The sequence below is a fragment of the Duganella paludis genome, from assembly GCF_054461335.1.
Genome location: NZ_CM136922.1, coordinates 6,540,726 through 6,559,832, shown reverse-complemented (window position 1 = coordinate 6,559,832; position 19,107 = coordinate 6,540,726). Strand labels below are relative to the sequence as shown.

General features: G+C 64.7%; 13 protein-coding genes. 4 read left to right on the top strand and 9 right to left on the bottom strand.

Translation table 11 applies throughout. The features are described 5' to 3' along the window. Nucleotides 1-15: 15 nt before the first annotated feature. Genes ACXZ1M_RS28865 through ACXZ1M_RS28850 form a run of 4 tightly spaced genes read right to left on the bottom strand, consistent with a single transcriptional unit; the run spans nucleotide 16 to nucleotide 5,392 of the window. Nucleotides 16-1,191 (bottom strand): ABC transporter substrate-binding protein, encoded by a 1,176-nt coding sequence (locus ACXZ1M_RS28865; protein WP_459051027.1) that lies wholly within the window; start codon nucleotides 1,189-1,191, stop codon nucleotides 16-18. 22 nt (nucleotides 1,192-1,213) lie between these two features. Beyond that, nucleotides 1,214-3,070 carry a feruloyl-CoA synthase gene (locus tag ACXZ1M_RS28860; RefSeq protein ID WP_459051026.1) on the bottom strand — a complete coding sequence of 619 codons (1,857 nt, stop codon included), beginning with the start codon at nucleotides 3,068-3,070 and terminating at the stop codon, nucleotides 1,214-1,216. A gap of 9 nt (nucleotides 3,071-3,079) precedes the next feature. Further along, the gene (locus ACXZ1M_RS28855; RefSeq protein ID WP_459051025.1) at nucleotides 3,080-4,525 is read right to left on the bottom strand and encodes an aldehyde dehydrogenase; all 1,446 of its coding nucleotides are present in this window, start codon (nucleotides 4,523-4,525) and stop codon (nucleotides 3,080-3,082) included. A gap of 33 nt (nucleotides 4,526-4,558) precedes the next feature. Further along, entirely contained in the window at nucleotides 4,559-5,392 is an 834-nt protein-coding gene (locus ACXZ1M_RS28850; protein ID WP_459051024.1) for a p-hydroxycinnamoyl CoA hydratase/lyase, read from the bottom strand. Between the two features lie 91 nt (nucleotides 5,393-5,483). Here ACXZ1M_RS28850 and ACXZ1M_RS28845 point away from each other — a divergent pair, with 91 nt between their 5' ends. Continuing rightward, a complete protein-coding gene (locus ACXZ1M_RS28845) occupies nucleotides 5,484-5,942 on the top strand; it encodes a MarR family winged helix-turn-helix transcriptional regulator (RefSeq protein ID WP_459051023.1) in 459 nt (152 codons plus the stop codon). Here ACXZ1M_RS28845 and ACXZ1M_RS28840 read toward each other — a convergent pair. After that, nucleotides 5,939-6,481 (bottom strand): thioesterase family protein, encoded by a 543-nt coding sequence (locus ACXZ1M_RS28840; RefSeq protein WP_459051022.1) that lies wholly within the window; start codon nucleotides 6,479-6,481, stop codon nucleotides 5,939-5,941. The two genes, ACXZ1M_RS28845 and ACXZ1M_RS28840, sit on opposite strands and share 4 nt — an antisense overlap. A gap of 93 nt (nucleotides 6,482-6,574) precedes the next feature. Here ACXZ1M_RS28840 and ACXZ1M_RS28835 point away from each other — a divergent pair, with 93 nt between their 5' ends. Next, entirely contained in the window at nucleotides 6,575-7,546 is a 972-nt protein-coding gene (locus tag ACXZ1M_RS28835) for a GlxA family transcriptional regulator (RefSeq protein ID WP_459051021.1), read from the top strand. Between the two features lie 7 nt (nucleotides 7,547-7,553). Here ACXZ1M_RS28835 and ACXZ1M_RS28830 read toward each other — a convergent pair whose 3' ends face one another. Further along, nucleotides 7,554-8,945, bottom strand: coding sequence for an amino acid permease (locus ACXZ1M_RS28830; RefSeq protein ID WP_459051020.1), 1,392 nt, complete (start codon nucleotides 8,943-8,945; stop codon nucleotides 7,554-7,556). 195 nt (nucleotides 8,946-9,140) lie between these two features. On the opposite strand from ACXZ1M_RS28830, the gene ACXZ1M_RS28825 reads away from it, so the two are divergent. Then, complete coding sequence (locus ACXZ1M_RS28825) at nucleotides 9,141-10,295, top strand: glycerate kinase (RefSeq protein ID WP_459051019.1); 1,155 nt, start codon at nucleotides 9,141-9,143, stop codon at nucleotides 10,293-10,295. Between the two features lie 38 nt (nucleotides 10,296-10,333). Then, nucleotides 10,334-12,790, top strand: a complete 2,457-nt coding sequence (locus ACXZ1M_RS28820; RefSeq protein WP_459051018.1) for a response regulator — start codon at nucleotides 10,334-10,336, stop codon at nucleotides 12,788-12,790. Here ACXZ1M_RS28820 and ACXZ1M_RS28815 read toward each other — a convergent pair. From ACXZ1M_RS28815 to ACXZ1M_RS28805, 3 genes are read right to left on the bottom strand one after another with little or no spacing between them, the layout of a single operon-like run. Beyond that, nucleotides 12,787-13,701 carry a diguanylate cyclase domain-containing protein gene (locus ACXZ1M_RS28815; RefSeq protein WP_459051017.1) on the bottom strand — a complete coding sequence of 305 codons (915 nt, stop codon included), beginning with the start codon at nucleotides 13,699-13,701 and terminating at the stop codon, nucleotides 12,787-12,789. The two genes, ACXZ1M_RS28820 and ACXZ1M_RS28815, sit on opposite strands and share 4 nt — an antisense overlap. Beyond that, a complete protein-coding gene (locus ACXZ1M_RS28810; RefSeq protein WP_459051016.1) occupies nucleotides 13,698-16,820 on the bottom strand; it encodes a hybrid sensor histidine kinase/response regulator in 3,123 nt (1,040 codons plus the stop codon). The genes ACXZ1M_RS28815 and ACXZ1M_RS28810 overlap by 4 nt, the downstream gene beginning before the upstream one ends. Nucleotides 16,821-16,824: 4 nt before the next feature. Beyond that, nucleotides 16,825-19,032 carry a TonB-dependent receptor gene (locus tag ACXZ1M_RS28805; protein WP_459051015.1) on the bottom strand — a complete coding sequence of 736 codons (2,208 nt, stop codon included), beginning with the start codon at nucleotides 19,030-19,032 and terminating at the stop codon, nucleotides 16,825-16,827. Nucleotides 19,033-19,107: the final 75 nt, after the last annotated feature.

Here is a 19,107-nt window from a genome sequence, read left to right as displayed (position 1 = left end):
GGTAAAGCGGAGGGCTTAGTTCGGCTGCACGTCTTTGAGGACGCCAACTGGCTGGTTAACCAGCTTGCCGTTGACTTTCTTGACTTCGCGGATGTACATGTTCTGGATGATGTCGCGCGTTGCCGGGTCGATGCTGATCGGACCGCGCGGGCTTTCCCACTTCATGTTCGACAGCACCTTCATCGCTGTGTCGCCGGTGACTGTGCCATTCAGCTTGCGGATGGTTTCGTAGATCATGCCCATGGTGTCGTAAGCCACCACGGTAACGAAGGTCGGCGGCAGCGCCTTCGGCAGGGCGGCGGCATAGGCGGCCAGGAAGGCCTTGTTGGCTGGATTGTCCAGCGCCGTCGAGTAGTTCAGCACCGTGATCGCACCCAGGGCGCGCTCGCCCAGCGCTTCCAGCGTTGGCGAATCGCTGGTCATGTCACCCACGCCCAGGAACTTCACTCCGGCCTTGTCCAGCCCCTTGTCGCTGAAGGCTTTCAGCACGGCGGTGCCATCTTCGGCGCCGGGCGCGAAGAAGAACAGCGCGTCCGGTTTTTCATCCTTGATGCGTTGGATGAAAGGCGAGTAGTCCGGATTTGCCAGCGGCACGCGCGCCGAACCGATGACCTTACCACCGCCGGCTGTGAAGCCCTTGGTGAAGCGCGCCTCGGCATCGATGCCGGTGCTGTAGTCGCTGACCAGCGTATAGACTTTGCCGACCTTGTTGGCCGCGCTCCAGGTGCCGAACGGTTCGGTCATCTGCTGCATGGTCATGCTGGTACGCAGCATGTACGGTGATTTCGCCGTGATGCCGGTGGTGACCGCGTTCATCACGATCATCGGGATCTTGGCCTGGGTGGCGATGGGCGCTACCGCCAGCGCGCTTGGCGTCAGCGAGAAGCCGATCAGGAAGCTGACCTTCTCGCGGGTGATCAATTCCTGCGCGGCGCGCTTGGACAGGTCGGCGTTGGAGCCGCCGTCGTCGCGGTAAATGATTTCGATCTTCTTGCCGGCTACCTTGTCGCCATACTGCTGCATATAAGTCTTGATGCCGTCCTCGAACGGCTTGCCGGTGTTGGCGAAAGGTCCGGTCAGCGCGGCGATCACGCCGATGCGGATGGTGTCCTGCGCCTGTGCTTGACCCAAGCCGCCTGCGAACACCATGCCGACCGCTACGCTGATACCTGCCAGTTTTTTCAGTTTCATATTGTCTCCGTTGGTTTTATATTTATGCAGCGATGATGACGTTTGAATCCGTACCTTCATAAAGCGATGAAACGACAGCCGCGCGGCGCGTGAGCACTGCCCCCTGGTTGATGGAGCCCTTGTCGGTCAGCTCGCGGTGGTCGATCGACGGCGGCTCGGCCTGCAGCAGCAGGCGGTCGATGCGCATCGAGGAACCGCTGGCATCCGCGTTCAGGCGGTTCAGCAAATCCTGGAAGTAGACCCGCACCGGCGCGCTGGCCAGAACCTGATCCACGTCGGCCTGCGGCCCGAGACCGGACAGCGGCAGGCAATGCTCCATGCGCGGGAACACCAGCAGGCCGATGGCGTGGCGGTCGATGCCGGTGACCACCGCATCCATCACATACGGCGCCGCCGCGCTGATCACGCGCGCCCGCAGCGGGCCTACGCTGACGAAGGTGCCGGTATTGAGCTTGAAGTCTTCGGCGATGCGGCCGTCGAACATGAAGCCCAGCTCGCGGTGTTCGGAATCGACAAAGCGAAGGGCGTCGCCAGTGCAGTAGTAACCTTCGTCGTCGAAGGCCGCCGCCGTCAGGTCCGGTGCGCGCCAGTAGCCGGGCGTAACGTGCGGGCCGTGGAAGCGTGCTTCCAGCTTGTCGCCGGACGGCACCAGCTTGACCTTGCAGCCCGGCGCCGGCACGCCGACGTAGCCTGCCTTGACGATGTCGCCGGTGCCGAAGGTGCAGGACGGCGCCGTCTCCGTCATCCCCAAACCGGTCATGATGCGGATCGACTCGCCGCAGTGGGCGATGGCGATGGCGTCCAGCCGGTCCCACGCTGCCTGTGTCAGGCCGGCGCCGGCGCAGAAGAACAGCTTCACGCGCGAGAAGAATACCTCGCTCAGCTGCGCATCCTCCTTCAGCGCATCGGTCAGCATTTCCCAGCCCTTCGGAATATTGAAGTAGATGGTCGGTGCGATCTCGCGCAGGTTGTCCAGTGTGACCTGGAAATCGCGCGGCGTTGGCCGGCCGTCGTCCAGGTACAGCGTGCCGCCGTTGTACAACACGATGCCGACGTTATGGCTGCCGCCGAAGGTGTGGTTCCACGGCAGCCAGTCCAGCAGCACCGGCGGTTCGTCCGCCATGAACGGGAAGGTCTGCAGCAGCATCTGCTGATTGCTGCATAACATACCGTGCGTGGTGATGACGGCCTTGGGCTTCTTGGTGGAGCCGGACGTGAACAGGAACTTGGCGATGGTCTGCGCGTTGACGTTGGCGTGCGCCGCTTCCACCGTGGTTGGCGTGGCGTCGAGCAGGGCATTGAAATCGGTCGCACGCTGGCCGGGCACTTCGCCGTGCGCCAGGATCAGTTCCACGCCGGCGGGCAGCACGGCCGTGATGGCGCGGCTGAAGGCATCGCCGTCGGAGGCATACACCGCGCCCGGCGTGAGCTGTTTGACCAGCTCCGCCAGTTTGCCGTAGTCGGTGGCAACCAGCGAATACGAGGGCGACACCGGCGCATACGGAATGCCGGCATACATGGCGCCCAGCGCCAGCTGGAAGTGTTCCAGGTCGTTCCCGGACAGGATCAGCAGCGGGCGCTCGGCCGACAGGCCGCGATCGAGCAGCGACTGGCCGATGCGGCGAGCGCGGTCCAACACGTCGGCGTAGGACAAGCGTATCCACTCGCCGTCCGCACCCCGACGCGCCACCAGCGTGCGTTCCGGATGTTTGGCGGCGCCGGATTCCAGGCGGTCGGTGAAGCGCGGCGGGAAATCGTCCAGCGGCGTGACGGCGTCCACATGCCACAAGCCGCTTTCCTGATAGACCGCGATCTCCGGGTTGCCCAGCTTGACCGCGCGGCACCGCACTTCAGGCACCGCACTCCTTGCTTGGTTCATGCGGCCTCCTTAAATCGGGTAATGGCGCGGCGTGGTCTGGATCGTGATCCAGCGCAGCTCCGTGAATTCTGCGATGGCCGCCTTGCCGCCGAAACGTCCCTGGCCGCTGTGCTTCACGCCGCCGAACGGCATCTGCGCCTCATCATGCACGGTGGGCCCGTTGATGTGGCAGATGCCCGACTCGATGCGCTTGGCGACCGCCATGGCGCGGCCGATATCGCGGCTGAACACCGCCGACGACAGGCCGTACTCGCTGTCGTTGGCGAGGCGTACCGCCTCATCCTCGGTATCGAAGCGCAGCAGCGATACGATGGGACCGAAGGATTCCTCCTGGTAGACCTTCATCTCCGCCGTCACGCCGTCGACGATGGCCGGCTGCATCAGGTTACCCTGCACATCGGACGAGGATTGCAGCACGCGCGCGCCGCGTTCCTGCGCATCGCGCAGCATGCCGCTGACACGCTGGACGGCGCTGGCGTCGATCATGCCGGTCAGGGGCGCGTCGGCGTGCGCCGCTTTCAAGGTGCTGGTCTTGGCTGCGAACTTGTCGAGGAATGCGTCGGCGATTTTGTTGTCGATGATGATGCGGTCGGCCGACATGCAGATCTGGCCCTGGTTGAAGAAGGCGCTGAAGGCCGCAGCTTCAACGGTGGCGTCGATATCGGCGTCATCCAGCACGATGATGGGATTCTTCCCGCCCAGTTCCAGCAGCACCGGCTTCAAATGCGTGGCGCAATGCTGGGCGATGATGCGGCCCACATTGGTGGAGCCGGTGAAGTTCACGCGGCGCACTGCCGGCGCGGCGATCAAGCGTTCCACCACTTGTGGCGCATCCTGCGGCGCATTGGTGATGACGTTGACCACGCCCGGCGGGAAGCCCGCTTCATCGAACACGCTGCCGATCAGGCGGTGCAGGGCAGGGCACAACTCGGAAGCCTTGAGAATCACGGTATTGCCGCAAGCGAGCGGCATGGCCACTGCACGGGTGCCGAGGATGACCGGCGCATTCCACGGCGCGATGCCGACCACCACGCCGCAGGCCTGGCGCATGCCCATGGCCAGCGAGCCCGGTACGTCGGACGGTATGACTTCGCCGCCGATCTGGGTGGTCATGGCGGCCGCTTCGCGCAGCATATTGGCCGCCAGCGTCACATTGAACTGATACCAGACCGGGGCGCCGCCCGCTTCGGCGATGCCGCGTTCGACGAATTCGGCGCGGCGCGATTCCATCACTTCCGCCGCCTTCAGCAACAGCGCGCGGCGTGCGCCCGGCAGCATGGCCGACCAGGCCGGGAAGGCCGCCTGCGCGGCTTGCACTGCGCGGTCCACATCTTCCAGCGTGGCAGCGGCTGCGCGCGTGGCGACCTCGCCGTTGGCCGGATTGCGGCGCTCGAAGACGGCGCCATTGGTGGCAGCGCCGGTGGCGCCGCCGATGAGCAGATCGGTATTGAACATGCTGGTCTCCTTGGATTTTTTTATTGTAGAGGCTTAACCGCGTTTGTAGGTTTGCAGACCGGGTTTGATGGTCTTATCGTCCAGGAACTGCTTGAGGCCCTGGGCGCGGCCCTTTTCAGGATCGCGGTAGTTGGACTGGTCCACCTTGGCGTACAGGTAGTCCTCGTTCTGGTCCCAATTCAGTTCGCGGCAGCGTTTGAAGCCGTTCTTGGCGATGCGCAGCACGGTCGGCGATTTGGCCAGCAGCTTTTCGGCCAGTGCGATGGTCTCCGCGCGTAGCTCGGAACGCGGCACGCTCTTGTTCACCAGGCCCATGGCGGCGGCTTCCGGACCGGTGAAGGTATCGCCGGTCATGATGTAGTGCAGCGCCTGGCGGTGGCCCATGGTGTCGGCGACGGCCTTGCTGACCAGGTTACCGGGCGGGATGCCCCAGTTGATTTCGGACAGGCCGAACACCGCTTCATCGGCGGCAATCGCCAGGTCGCAGGCCACCAGCGGCGAGAAGGCGCCGCCGAAGCACCAGCCGTTGACCATGGCGATGGTCGGCTTGGAGTACATGCGCAGCAGCTTCCACTGCCATTGCGAGCAGTCGCGGCGCAGGCGTTCCTGGAAGATCTCCGGCTTGCCGTCGTTCTCGCGGAAGTACTCCTTCAAATCCATGCCGGCGGTCCAGCTGTCGCCGGCGCCGGTCAGCACGATGACCTGCGCTTCTTCGTCCAGCTCCAGCGTTTCCAGCACGTCGATCATCTCGCGGTTGAGCGTCGGGCTCATGGCGTTGCGCTTTTCCGGACGGTTCAGGGTGATCCAGCCGATGTTGTTTTCGATCTCGACTTTGACGGTATCCCATCGGTCTGCGTATTTGGACATACAATATCTCCTGTGTGTAAGTTTGTTATCAGGCTACCTGATATGTGCCTTATACTATACCCACCTATTACGTTTTACAAGATGATTTTTTATGGTTAAAGCAAATTCGGCGAATTCGGAACACCGGCCTGCGGGGCTGGCCTATCTGGTGGGGCGTCTCGATCACATTTTGAACAAGCGGCTGCGCGACTGCGTGGCGCCGGCCGGGCTGACGGTGCCGCAGTACACGGCGCTGTCGGTGTTCCGCGCGCACGGCGTGCTGTCGAACGCGCAGCTGGCGGTGCGCATCATGACCACGCCGCAGTCGGCGAATGAGATGGTGAAGTCGATGGAGGGCAAGGGCTGGATCGAGCGCACGCCGGACCCGGCGCACGGGCGCATCATCCAGATTCAGTTGACGGCGGACGGTCACGCCATCCTGGGCCAGTGCGATGCGAAAGTACGGGAAGTGGAAATGCAGATGTTCCCCGGCACCACCGAGGAGGAGCGCGCGCTGCTGCACGCGCAGCTCAAGGGCGCGGTGCGCGCCCTGAGCCTGGAAGGGCTTTAAGCTTTCTCTTCGTCGCGCAGCTGGACGCTCATGCCGTCGCAGCTGTCAGACCACGCGGTCAACCATTGCGGCAGTTCCGGCGATTGCTCCGCCATGCCGAGATCCTTGACGATGTCGGCCGGCGGCACCGTGCCTTTGGATGAGCGGAACACGCCGCGCATCACCACCACGCCGGCCACGCGGCCGTCCTTGACGAAGCGGTGCTCCAGGAAGCTCCACTTGTCGTCCCAGCCCAGCATGCGGGTGTGGATTTCAAACGACTCGAACAACTTCAGCTCGCGGCGGAACTTGCCCCATGCATCGCCGACGATGGGCACGGCCTTGTGGCGCAGCGCGGTGCGGAAGGCGCCGGTCTTGAGCACGAAATCCATGCGGCCGATATCGGCCAGCGTGAAATAGCGGCCGTTGGTGACGTGGCGGTTCAAATCCAGGTCCAGCGGCCAGACGCGCATGCGCACCACGGTGTTGGAATAAGGATCGGCGGTCTTGCGCCAAGGGCGATGCAGCAGCATCCAGATCAGTCGAAACCAGAGATTCATGATGTACAGGCCAGTAGAGGATGGCCACCACTATAGGCGAGGCGGATCTGATAAGGTAGGTGCAGAAATGACTTTTTTCATGCGATATATGCCATGCCCGCTCCCATGCACCTGACCATCCTGTTTGCCGACCTGTGTTCGGCCGCCAGCGCCACCACCGCGCTGGAACTACTCACCGCCGCCAACCTGTTTGCCGAGGAACCGGTGTTCGACGTGGTGACCGCCTCGCTGGACGGCAAGCCGGTCACCACGCTGCGCGGCCAGACCTTGCAGCCAGACGTGGCGCTCGCCGACATCAAGCAGACGGACCTGGTGCTCATCCCCGGCTTCCTGTTCACGCTGCGCGAGGCCTTGCCCGGCTTTGGCCGCTACAGCGATTGGCTATGCGCGCAGCACCGGCAAGGCGCGGTACTGGCCACCATGTGCACCGCTACCTTCATGCTGGCGGAAACCGGCCTGCTGTCCGGCGCGCGCGCCACCACCCACTGGGCTTTCGCGGACCTGTTCCGCAAGCGCTATGCCGACGTGCGCATGGATGAAGGCGAAACCCTGTGCGAAGATAATCGCCTCATCACCAGCGGCGGCGCTACGGCGGCCATGGACCTGCTGCTGCATCTGATCCGCCGCTACGGTTCGCTGGACCTGGCGCAGAAGTGCAGCCGCTATCTGCTGATCGATAATGCGCGCAGCGAACAGTCGGTGTATGTGTTGTGGTCCATGCCCAAGAGCCATGGCGACGCCGATATCCTGCGCGTGCAGAACTGGCTGGAGGAGCACTACGACCAGCCGCTGTCGATAGACGAACTGGCGCCGCGCTTCGGTTTCGGCGTGCGAAATTTCATGCGCCGCTTCAAGGAGGCGACCGGTTACACGCCGCTGGCCTACCTGCAAACGCTGCGACTGGAGAAAGCCAAGCACCTGCTGGAGTCAACCCGCATGAGCCTTGACAGCATTACGTTCAAAGTGGGATATGAAGACAGTAACTCGTTCCGCCGTTTGTTCCGGCAGCGGGTGGGACTGCTGCCCGCGTCGTACCGGAAGAAGTTCCAGCCGCGGGCAGCGTAAAGCAGATTTACTTGTTCAGCAGCGAGTGCTTGCGTGCATAGCCGAAATAGACGGCCAGGCCGATCACCAGCCAGATGCCGAAGGCAACCCAGGTGACCCAGCTCAGGTAGCACATCAGCGTCACGCAGAAGATCACGGCCAGCGCCGGCACATAAGGCACGCCTGGGCAGCGGAAGGCGCGCTTCAGGTCCGGACGGGTCTTGCGCAGGATGATGATGGCGATCGACACCAGGCTGAATGCGGCCAGCGTACCGATGTTAACCAGCTCGCTCAACACGTTCAGCGGCACCACGGCGGCCAGCAGGCCGAACACGATACCGACGATCCAGGTGGCCAGGAACGGCGTATGGAAACGTGGATGAACGTTCGACAGGCGTTTCGGCAGCAGGCCGTCGCGCGACATGGCGTAGATGATGCGGGTCTGGCCGTATGCCATCACCAGGATCACGGTGGTCATGCCCAGGATCGCGCCCAGGTCGACGAAGCCGGCGAACCAGTTTTCACCGGCGCGCTGCAATGCCAGCGTCACCGGGTGGTCGATGCCGAGGAATTCCTTGAACGGGACGATGCCGGTCATGATGGCCGAAACGATCACGTACAGCACCGTGCAGCCGGCCAGCGAACCGATGATACCGATCGGCAGATCGCGTTCCGGACGCTTGACTTCCTCGGCCGCCGAGGTCACGGCGTCGAAGCCGATGAAGGCGAAGAACACCAGTGCCGAAGCGCTCAGCATGCCGTTGATCCCGTAAGGCATGAACGGCTGCCAGTTCGACGGCGTCACATGACGCGCACCGACCACGATGAACAGCAGCACCACGGTGATCTTGATGACCACCATGATGTTGTTGACGCGCGCCGATTCACGCACGCCGATGCTCAGCATCGCCGTCAGGATCAGCATGATGCACAGCGCCGGCAGGTTGATGTAGGTGGTCACGCCGGGCAGGGCGCCGGGCGCCGCCGACAGCACCACCGGCAGGTGGATGTCGAAACCGGACAACAGCGACTGGAAGTAACCCGACCAGCCCACCGACACGGCCGACGTGGCCAGGCCGTATTCAAGCAGCAGGTCCCAGCCGATCATCCAGGCGGCCAGCTCGCCCAGGGTGGCGTAGGAGTAGGTGTAGATGGAGCCGGCCACCGGAACGGTGGAGGCGAATTCGGCGTAGCACAGGGCGGCGAAACCGCAGGCGACGGCCGCCACTACAAAGGACAACGTCAGCGCGGGGCCGGCGGTGACGGCGCCGGTACCGGTCAGCACAAAAATACCGGTGCCGACGATGGCGCCGATGCCCATCAAAATCAGGTCGAAAGGCCCGAGTACTTTTGCCAGTCCGCCCGGCTTGCCGGCGTTGGCGATCATCTCATCCAGATTCTTCGTTCTAAAAATGCTCAAAGTCGCTCCTGCTTTTTTGTGTTTTATCGTAGTCCCGGCTGGGCGGCCTTGTGAGCCAAAGTCGGGCAAGCGCAAATAATACAGTATGTTTTCGGCATTTCCGAGCCTGTTGTTTTATGTGTATCAATGTGTATCAAGCCGCTTATTTGCTGGACAACCGTACCGAAATGGCGATAGTCGCCATAGAATAGGCCGATGAAAATAGTCATAGCCCCGGATTCGTTCAAAGAGAGCCTGTCGGCGATGGCCGTCGCCGACGCCATCGAGGCCGGATTCCGCGACATCTTCCCCGATGCGGAATACATTAAACTGCCGGTCGCCGACGGTGGCGAGGGCACGGTGCAGGCCATGATCGACGCCAGCGGCGGCACGCTGGTCGAGCTGCCGGCGCAAGGCCCGCTGGGCGCGGAGGTCGCACCGGTGGCCGCGTTCTACGGCATGATGGGCGACGGCGTCACCGCCGTTATTGAAATGGCGGCCGCCAGCGGACTGGAACTGTTGACGCCAGCGCAGCGCGATCCGCTGCGCACCACCAGCTATGGCACCGGTGAATTGATCAAGCACGCGCTGGACGCCGGCGCGCGCCGCTTCGTCCTGGGCGTGGGCGGCAGCGCCACCAACGACGGCGGCGCCGGCATGCTGCAGGCGCTCGGCGGCCGCCTGCTGGACACCCACGGCGACGACCTTGCGCCGGGCGGCGGCGCGCTCGATGCGCTGGACCGCATCGTCTTGTCCGGCCTGGACGTCCGCATCAAGGATTGCGTGTTCGATGTCGCCTGCGACGTTAGCAACCCGCTGGTCGGCCCGGAGGGCGCCTCCGCCATCTTCGGCCCGCAAAAAGGCGCCACGCCCGACATGGTGGCGCGGCTGGACGACAATCTGCGCCACTACGCCGCCATCATCGCGCGTGACGCCGGCCAACATGTGGCCGATGTGCCGGGCGCCGGCGCCGGCGGCGGCATCGCCGCAGCCATGCTGGCCTTCCTCGGCGGCCGCCTGAGCCCGGGCAGCGAGATTGTCACCGACGCCGTCGGACTGGACGCGGCGGTGGTCGATGCGGACCTGGTCATCACAGGCGAAGGCCGCATCGACGGCCAGACCATCCACGGTAAAACGCCCATCGGCGTGGCGCGCGTGGCGCAGCGCCATGGCAAGCCGGTGATCGCCATTGCCGGATCGCTGGCCACGGGGGCGGCGGCGGTGCACGGTCACGGCATCGATGCGGTATTCGCCGCCGTCAGCGGCGTGTGCACGCTGGAACAGGCGCTGGCCGCCGCAGCGGACAATGTGCGCAGCGCAGCCAGGAACATCGCCGCCACATTGCGGTTGGGAGCGGGACTGGGCTTGTGATAAAGTCATTGCTCATATAAGCAGCGGGAACGACTTTCATGGCGCGAGGCAGACTGCCGTCGATCAAGGTGCAAATCTATACGCTCGTATGGGCTTGCGCCTTGCCGGCCATCGTCGGTTTTTTTCTGCTGACGGCCCACTTCATCGAGCGCGAACGGGAACAGATCAAGTTTGATACGCTGATCGCCGCCCGCGCACTGATACAGGCGGTGGACCGCGATCTGAACACCGGCATCACCGTGGCGCTGGCCCTGTCCCATTCGCCCAGTATCGATAAAGGCGACTTTGCCGCCTTCCATGCGGAAGCCACGCAGGCGCTGCGGCCCGAATTCCCCGGTTTTAATTTCGTCCTCAGCGATCGCGATTCGATGCAGCTGCTGAACACCGCGCGGCCGTATGGCTTGCCGATCCCCGATCCCGGCAGCGCAGAACGCATCCGCAAGGTGTTCGAGACCGGCAAGCCTGTGATTTCCGATGTGTTCATCGGCGGTGCGCTGAAACGGCCGCTGGTCGCCATCCACGCGCCGGTGCTGCGCGATGGTAAAGTCATCTACTGCATATCGACAGCGTTCGTGCCGGAACGCCTGGGGCAAGTGCTGAAGGAACCGCGCCTGCCGCCGGACCGCGTGGTGGCCATCTTCGATTCGCAGGGCACCATCGTCGCCCGTTCACACGATGCGGAACGATTGGTGGGCAAGAAGGGCGCCCCGTCCTTGCTGGTGCAAATGCCTGCGAAGATGGAGGCGGCAGTGGAGGCCACCACGCTGGAAGGGCTGCCGGTGTATTCGATGTACAGCCGTTCGGCGTCCAGCGGTTGGTCGGTGGTGGTCGGCGTGCCGCGCAGCGTGGTGTGGTCGGAGATGCTGGCCTCGATCAAGTGGATCAGCCTTGGCGTGACTGCGCTGCTGCTGGCCGGCTTCTGCGTGGCCTGGATCTACGCCCGCAACATCAGCCGCTCGCTGGAGCAGGCTAACGCCGCCAAGGACGCCTTCGTCGCCAACATGAGCCACGAACTGCGCACGCCGATGAACGCGGTGCTGGGCATGGCGCATTTGCTGGGCACCACCCGGTTGTCGCAGGAGCAGGGCCGCTATCTGGAGATGATCCGCGCCTCGGGCCAGTCGCTGCTCGGCATATTGAACGACATCCTGGACTTCTCCAAGATGCAGGCCGGGAAGGTCGAACTGCATCCGGTACGCTTCGAGCTCGATGACGTGATGCACTCGGTGGCCACCATCATGAGCGTCAACGTGGGCGAAAAGGAACTGGAACTCTGCATGGCGGTGGAGCCGGAAGTGCCGCGCGTGCTGGTGGGCGACGCGCTGCGTCTGCAGCAGGTGCTGGTCAACCTGGCCGGCAACGCCATCAAGTTCACCGAGCGGGGCGAGGTGTCGGTGCTGGTGCAGCGCATGACGCGCTCGCCGCTGACCTTACGCTTCAGCGTGCGCGACACCGGCATCGGCATGAGCCAGGAACAATTGGCGCGTTTGTTCTCGCCGTTCACCCAGGGCGACCTGTCGTTCACGCGCCGCTTCGGCGGCACCGGCCTGGGACTCACCATCACCAAGAACCTGATTGAGCTGCTGGGCGGGACCATCCAGGTGGACAGCGAATCCGGCAAGGGCAGCGAGTTCCGCGTCACGCTGGAGTTCAAGGAAGCCGAGGAGGCGCCAGCCGCGCTGGCCGCGGGTTCATCGCGCAAGCTGCACCTGTTGGTGGTGGACGACAACCGCACCAGTCGCACCTTCATCGGCACCACCATCCGGGGCTGGAACTGGACCAGCGACCGCGCCGCCTCCGGCGACGAAGCGCTGGCGAAGCTACGCGCCGGCACGCACTACGATGTGGTGCTGGTCGACAGCGTGATGCCGGACATGGACGGTATGGCCACCATGCGCGCGATACAGGAACTGTCGCCGGTTCCGGTGATTTGCATGCTCAACGCCTACGCGCGCGGCAAGCTGATGGAGGAAATGGCCGGCTCCAGCGCGGCGGCTTTCCTCACCAAGCCGGTCACCGCATCGAGCCTGTTCGACGCCGTGCAGACCGCGCTGGCGCCCACCGTGCCGGATGGCGGCGTGGCCGACGTGTTGCCCATGCCTGCGCTGGACGGCGTGCGCATCCTGCTGGTGGAGGACAACCCGATCAACCAGAACGTAGCCAGGGGCATACTGGAACAGGCCAACGCCGTGGTATCGGTGGCGGACAACGGCCAGCTGGCGCTCGATCAGTTGAAGGCCGGCGCTTTCGATCTGGTGCTGATGGACGTGCAGATGCCGGTGATGGACGGATTTACCGCCACCCGCAAGATCCGCGAGGAGCTGGGCTTGACGCTGCCCATCATCGCCATGACGGCAGGCGTGATGGAGTCCGAGCGGGAGCAATGCACCAGCGCCGGCATGGACGACTTTATCGCCAAGCCTATCGATGTCGAACAGATGTTCGCCACCCTGGCGCGGCACATCAAGGCCGATTCGGTCGACTCGGTAGATTAAGCCACCGGCCGCCACACCACGCGGTTGCGGCCCGATTTCTTGGCTTCATAGAGCAGGGTGTCGGCGGCGGAAAACAGTTCGGCGCCGCTTTCGGTGGTGGCGGTGTTCAACGTAGCGCCGCCGGCGCTCACCGTCAGCATCGGCGCGACGCCCGAGGCCTCGTGTGGAATCTGCAGCTCTGCGATGGCGCTGCAGATGCTGGCGACCACCTGTTGCGCCTGCGCCGCTTCGGTATCGGGCAGCAGCAGCACCATTTCCTCGCCGCCGTAGCGCGCCGCCAGGTCGGCCGGGCGGCGCAGGCCGGAGGCGGCGGTGCGCGCCACCGCGCGCAGCGCGCGGTCGCCCGCCGGATGGCCGTAGAAATCGTTGTACTGCTTGAAGGCGTCGATATCGAGCAACGCCAGCGACAGCGGACGGCCGCTGCGGCGGCTGCGCTGCCATTCGGCTTCATACACTTCGTCAAAACGGCGGCGGTTGGCCAGCTCGGTCAGGCCGTCCACGTGCGCCAGGTGCTCCAGCATGCGGCGCTGGCGCACCATCTGCAAATGCATGGCCACGCGCGCCATCACCACGGTTTCGTTGAAAGGCTTGGAGATGTAGTCGGCCGCGCCCATCTTCAAGCCATTGGCCTCGTCTTCCGGCCGTCCCAGGCCGGAGATGAAAATCACGGTGATGTGCGCGGTCTGCGCGTCGGCGCGCAGGCGGCGCAGCACTTCGTAGCCGTCCATGTCCGGCATCACCACGTCCAGCAGGATCAGGTCCGGCAGATGGCGGGCGGCGCGCTCTAGCGCCTGCTCGCCGTTCTTCGCCAGCAGCACTGTGTGCTCGGGTTTGAGCAGCTCCGCCAATACCTGGCGGTTGACGATGTCGTCGTCGGCCACCAGGACCTTTTGGGTTCCCGCAAAGTTCATGCGTTTTCTTCCAGTTCGTTGTGCAGGGCGCGCGACAGCACGCCCAGCGGCGCCAGCGCCGCGTGATATTCGATGTCGTCCACGGCCCGCTGGATCAACGACAGCGGCTCCGCATGGCGGCGCACCGCCGGCAGCGCACGCAGTTCGCCCAGTACGTCCTCGGCGCGGGCGTCGTCGCTGCGCAGATAAGCTTCCAGGCGCGTAATCAGCAGGCGCGCGTCGCTGTCGCGGTAGCGCATCTGCGCCGGTTCCTGCTCCAGCTGCGCCAGGCCGTCGACCACCTGTTCAAGGCCCTCGGCCAGTTCGCCCGCGAGTGCGTCGATGCGCTCGCCGCGTTCGGTGCGCATGGCTTGCTCCAGCGCTTGCGCCTGCGCGGCCAGCTGCAACGCCCCGATATAGGCGGCGGTCGATTTCAGGTTGTGCGTGAGGCTGTAGAGCACTTCGTGCCGGCCGCTGGCGACTGCTTCGCGCACGGTACCGGCGGCGTTGCGGTATTCCTGCAGGAAGCCGCGTATGCGTTTGTCCAGGCGGGCACGCTGGCGGTCCGCGCCTTCCAGCGCGACGTGCCAATCCACGCCGGGAATTGGCGGCAGCGGCGACTGAGGCGACTGCGACGTGCCATGGCCGGCATGACTCGCGTAGTCGGCGTGGTCGGCAGATGGCGTCACTTGCAGCGCGGCGCTGGCCTGCGCGCGGCGCGCGGCCAGCCGCGACGTCGGTATCCATTTGATCAGCGCGCGGAACAGCTGCTCCGGCGCGATAGGCTTGGTGAGGTGATCATTCATGCCGGCCGCCAGGCTCTTGTCGCGGTCCCCGGCCATGGCGTAGGCGGTCATGGCGACGATGGGCAGGTGCCGGCAGCGTTCCATGGCTCGGATGCGGCGCGCTGCGGTGAGACCGTCCATTTCGCGCATCTGCACGTCCATCAGCACCAGGTCGTAGTCGGCCTGCTCAAGCATATGCAGCGCCTCGGCGCCATGCTCCGCCACGTCGATCTGCATGCGCGCGGCGGACAGGAAATCCAGCGCCACCTCGCGGTTGTTGGCGTTGTCCTCCACCAGCAGGATGCGGGCGCCGTCCAGCGCGGACAGGTCGCGCAGCGCCAGTCCGGCGTTGTCCGAGCGGCGCAGCGGGCGCGCCGCTTGTGCCGGCTGCGCCGGCGGCTGGTGATGCAGCGGCCAGTCGACCGGCGCGGCGCTCTTTTCGGCGATGCCGAGACGGACGATGAAACTGAAACGGCTGCCGATGCCGGGGGTGCTCATCACCTGGATGTCGCCGCCCATCAGCTGCACCAGCTGGCGCGAGATGCTCAGTCCCAGGCCGGTGCCGCCGTATTTGCGCGAGGTGGTGTCGCCCGCCTGGTTGAAGGACTGGAACAGGTTCTCCAGCTGCGCGGAGCGCATGCCGATGCCGGTGTCGCTGACCGAGAAGCGCAGCGCCACGGTGTCGGCGGTCTTGTCCATCAATTCCACGGCGACGATGATCTCTCCGCGCTCCGTAAATTTGACGGCGTTGCTGGTCAGGTTGATCAGCACCTGCGTCAGCCGCAGCGGATCGCCGGTCAGGCGCGGCGGCACGCTGCCGTCGACGCGCATCTTCAACTCCACGCGCGCGGCGTCGGACTTGATGACGGTCAGGCTGGTCAGGTGGTCCAGCATTTCCTGCAGCTCGAACGGCGCGGACTCCAGCCGCAGCTTGCCCGCCTCGATCTTGGAGAAGTCCAGGATGTCGTTGATCACGGCCAGGAGGTGCTCGCCGGCACCGAGGATCTTGCCCAGGTAGTTCTGCAGCTTGGGATTCGGTTCGGTCATCAGCGCCAGGCGGCTCATGCCGATGATGGCGTTCATCGGCGTGCGGATCTCGTGGCTCATGTGGGCCAGGAATTCGGACTTGGTGCGGGTGGCTTCTTCCGCGCGCAGCATAGCGCTCTGCATGGCCTTGATGCGCAGGCCGAGGATGCGGGTGAACACCAGCATGTCGATCATGTTCCCGAACTGCAGCGCGTGCATAGTCCAGAAATTAGCGCCCACCTTGCCGCTGACAACCTGGCTCAGTATCGCCGACGAAGCGAAACTCACGGCCCAGCCGAACAGAAAGTAGATGCCGACCGCGTCGTCACGGCGCGCGCGCAGGTAGGCGCCGGGCAGTCCAAGCAGCATGGGCATCACGCCCAGCGAACTGACCACGATGACCAGCGTTTCCACGCTCATGATGTCGGTGACGTAGGCGAGGGCGCTGAGTGCGCACAGGGCCGCGCCGCCGTACATCAGGCGGCTGAACATGCGGTCCTTGCCCGGCCGTGCGAGCGCCTGTTCCACGAACAGATAGGCGCCGGCGGACGCCGTCAGCGCGAACAGGCCGCCGGCGTGGATGCTCATCCAGTAGTTGTTCTTCCACAGGTACTGGTTGCCCAGCCCGAAGAATTCGACGGAGAACAGCGTGGTGCCCAGTACCAGCAACGCGAACTTGCCGAACAGCGGCTCGCGCAACGTGACCCATTGCGTGACGCTGTACAGCAGCAGGCACAGACTGAGGCCGGTCAGCACGCCTTGCAGCATCTGTTCGTTGAGCGAGTCGCCGTGGAAGTTGGCCGGCCGCGCAAGGCTGATCGGCAGGATCATGGCGCCGGTATTCTGCACGCGCAGCAGCAGTACATAGTCCGCGCCCGGCGTCAGGTGCAGCAAGGCCGCCGGCACGCGGCCGCGCGAAACGCCTTCCGCATCCGGTTGCAGATTGCCGATGACCGTATGCCGGGCGATGTGGCCCGCGCTGGCCACGTAGACGTCGATGCGGTTCAGCACCGCGTAGTCGATATTCAGTATCCAGTCGCCCCGGCTGCCGGCCGGCAGCGAGACCGGAATGCGCAGCCATACCACGTCCTTTTGCACACCCAGCGTGGCGTAAGCGAAGTTGGGCGCGGCGTAGCGCGCCTCGGCGGCCAGCGCGGCTTCCGGCGTCAGGCTGGCATCGGGATCGAGCATGATTTGGACGGCCGGCCATGCTTCCACATAGTCATGCTGCGCGTCGAGCACCAGCGGACCGGGAGCGGCGTTGACCGCGCATGGGATCAGCGCCAGCGCAAGGATCAGGAGAAGGTAGCGGGTCAGATGTCTCAGCATGGGATCAGAAGCGGTAGTCCAGCCGCACATCGAGCGTGCGTGGATCGCTCGGCGTCAGCATGCCGAAGCTGTCGATGTTGATGGGGTGGACCTTGTTTTCGAGATTCTTCACGCGCGCCATCACGCTCCATGCGGCGCCTTGGGGGCGATAGCGCAGGTTGGCGTCGGTCTGGGTATAGGCCGGCACGCGGTACTGCAGCAGCTGCGACGGCACGGCGATGATGTAGGCCGCACTGCGGCGCGCGCCGAGGCCCGCAGTCAGGTCGCCGAAGGTGCGCTCATAGCCCAGCGAAAGCGTGTTCGATGGCGCGCGGTCCAGCTTATTGCCGGCCCAGTTGTGCAATCCGTCGGGGCTGTAGCGGACATAGTGCGCGTCCAGCAGCGAGACGGCGTAGCTGATGCGGTCCTGCGGCGTCGCCGCCAGCTGGCCTTCGGCCTCCAGTCCCTTGACGCTGGCCGCGCCGGCGTTGGCGGTGACGAAGCGCGGCGCGCCGGCGACGATGGCGACCCCGGAAAGCTGCAGGTTGTTGTAATCGTAGCGGAACACCGATAGATTCAGGCTGGCGCGCTTATCCCAGAAGCGTGTCTTGACGCCCGCTTCGTAGGAACGCACGGTTTCCGGCTGATAGAACAGCGTGTCCGCCGGTACGGCCAGCGCAGCCGGGCAGCTCAGGCCCAGTTGCACCGAGCCGGCCAGGCAGCCGTCATTGAAGCCGCCGGCCTTGTAGCCGGTGGAGACGGCGCCATACAACATCGTCGATGGCGCCAGGTCGTAGTCTGCGCCCAGGCGCCAGGTGGTCTGGTGCGTTTTCATGCTGGCGTCGTTCAGCAGCGCGAAGTCGGTGGCCGGATTGAACACCGGACCTTGCTGGAAATTGGTCGAGCCGAGGCGCGACTTGTCGTCCGCCGTGTAGCGCGCGCCGGCGGTGGCGCGCAGCCGTTCCGTGACGCGGTAGGTGGCCTGGCCGAATATCGCTTTGCTGGTCGAAACGGTCGGGCCGTGTGGGAACACGTAGTACGGCGGCAGCCCGATCAAGGCCAGGTCGCGGAAGGTGTACAGCTGCGACGACTCTTCGCGGAAGTAGTACAGACCTGCCTGCGCGCTGAGCGGGCCGTCGCCGTTGGTGGCCAGGCGCAGCTCGTGCGAGTTCTGCGTGTAGTCGCCACGGAAGTTCTCGCGCACGCCCAACGCCAGCGTCGGCGCCACGCGGTAGTAGAAGTTGGCCAGGGCATCGTGATCATAGTCGCGGTGCGCGCCCAGGTAGTACAGCGTGGCCGGGCCCAGGTCCAGCGTCAGGTCGGCGCTCAGGCCGGAGGTGGTCTTGTGGCTGTAGCCCTGTTCCGGCAAGCCGTTCGGCGGCACGAAGCCGTTGGTCAGCTGCGCGCCGGTGCCGCTGCCATACCAGACCGGATTGCCGCCGGCGACGCCGGTATAAAAATTGGTGTCGGGGACGAAGCTGTCGTTGTTGTCGTCCACCTTGCTGCGGTCGTAGCGCAGCAGCAGGGTGGCGTCGCGCGTGATTTTCAGTTTCGCCGAAAGACGTGCCGACAGGTCGTCGCGGTCCTTGCCCAATGCGTGCGTGGTGTTCTGGCCGTTGGTCAGGTAGCTGTCGTGGCGGTTGAGGTTCAGCGCGGCGCGCAGCGCCAGCATCTCGTTCACCGGCACGTTGAGCATGGCGCTGGCCTTGCGGCTGTTGTAGTTGCCGATTTCGGCGGCCACGCTGGCTTCATAGCGATTGATTGGTGCCTTCGACATCACGCTGACCACGCCGGCCGTGGTGTTGCGGCCGTACAGCGTGCCTTGTGGGCCGCGCAGCACCTCCACGCGTTCAAGGTCGTAGAAGCTCAGGTTCTGGATTTGCGGGCGGGCGATGTAGATCCCGTCGAGCAGGAAGGCGGCCGAGGGATCGCCTTTTTCGGTGGTGTCCGCGCTCGACACGCCGCGCATGGTGATGCGCAGGCCGTCGGGCGCGTTGTCCAGCTCCACGTTGGGCAGGCGCGCACCGATGTCGGCCGGGCTGTCGATGCCGGCGTTGGTCAGCTGCGCGGCGCTCAGCGTGGACATCGAGACCGGCGTTTTAGATTCCAGCGATGGCGCGCGCTGCGCCGTCACCGTCACTTCCTGAATCTGCGCGCGCGCCGAAGCCGCGAACAGCAGCGACAGGGAAAGCAGCAGGAGTTTCGGCGTGGCGGATGGCGGTGCGGTCATCATTGCTATTTTAAAAACGATAGTTGCGTTCGAGATGCAAAGCCGAAGAGTGTATCAGGTTGCCTTGCGAAGGCGTAG

What these genes read in the sequence shown, in the direction of transcription:
- ACXZ1M_RS28865 (WP_459051027.1), bottom strand. Translation starts at nt 1,191, where the DNA reads ATGAAACTGAAAAAACTGGCAGGTATCAGCGTAGCGGTCGGCATGGTG.
- ACXZ1M_RS28860 (WP_459051026.1), bottom strand. Translation starts at nt 3,070, where the DNA reads ATGAACCAAGCAAGGAGTGCGGTGCCTGAAGTGCGGTGCCGCGCGGTC.
- ACXZ1M_RS28855 (WP_459051025.1), bottom strand. Translation starts at nt 4,525, where the DNA reads ATGTTCAATACCGATCTGCTCATCGGCGGCGCCACCGGCGCTGCCACC.
- ACXZ1M_RS28850 (WP_459051024.1), bottom strand. Translation starts at nt 5,392, where the DNA reads ATGTCCAAATACGCAGACCGATGGGATACCGTCAAAGTCGAGATCGAA.
- ACXZ1M_RS28845 (WP_459051023.1), top strand. Translation starts at nt 5,484, where the DNA reads ATGGTTAAAGCAAATTCGGCGAATTCGGAACACCGGCCTGCGGGGCTG.
- ACXZ1M_RS28840 (WP_459051022.1), bottom strand. Translation starts at nt 6,481, where the DNA reads ATGAATCTCTGGTTTCGACTGATCTGGATGCTGCTGCATCGCCCTTGG.
- ACXZ1M_RS28835 (WP_459051021.1), top strand. Translation starts at nt 6,575, where the DNA reads ATGCCCGCTCCCATGCACCTGACCATCCTGTTTGCCGACCTGTGTTCG.
- ACXZ1M_RS28825 (WP_459051019.1), top strand. Translation starts at nt 9,141, where the DNA reads ATGAAAATAGTCATAGCCCCGGATTCGTTCAAAGAGAGCCTGTCGGCG.
- ACXZ1M_RS28820 (WP_459051018.1), top strand. Translation starts at nt 10,334, where the DNA reads ATGGCGCGAGGCAGACTGCCGTCGATCAAGGTGCAAATCTATACGCTC.
- ACXZ1M_RS28815 (WP_459051017.1), bottom strand. Translation starts at nt 13,701, where the DNA reads ATGAACTTTGCGGGAACCCAAAAGGTCCTGGTGGCCGACGACGACATC.
- ACXZ1M_RS28810 (WP_459051016.1), bottom strand. Translation starts at nt 16,820, where the DNA reads ATGCTGAGACATCTGACCCGCTACCTTCTCCTGATCCTTGCGCTGGCG.
- ACXZ1M_RS28805 (WP_459051015.1), bottom strand. Translation starts at nt 19,032, where the DNA reads ATGATGACCGCACCGCCATCCGCCACGCCGAAACTCCTGCTGCTTTCC.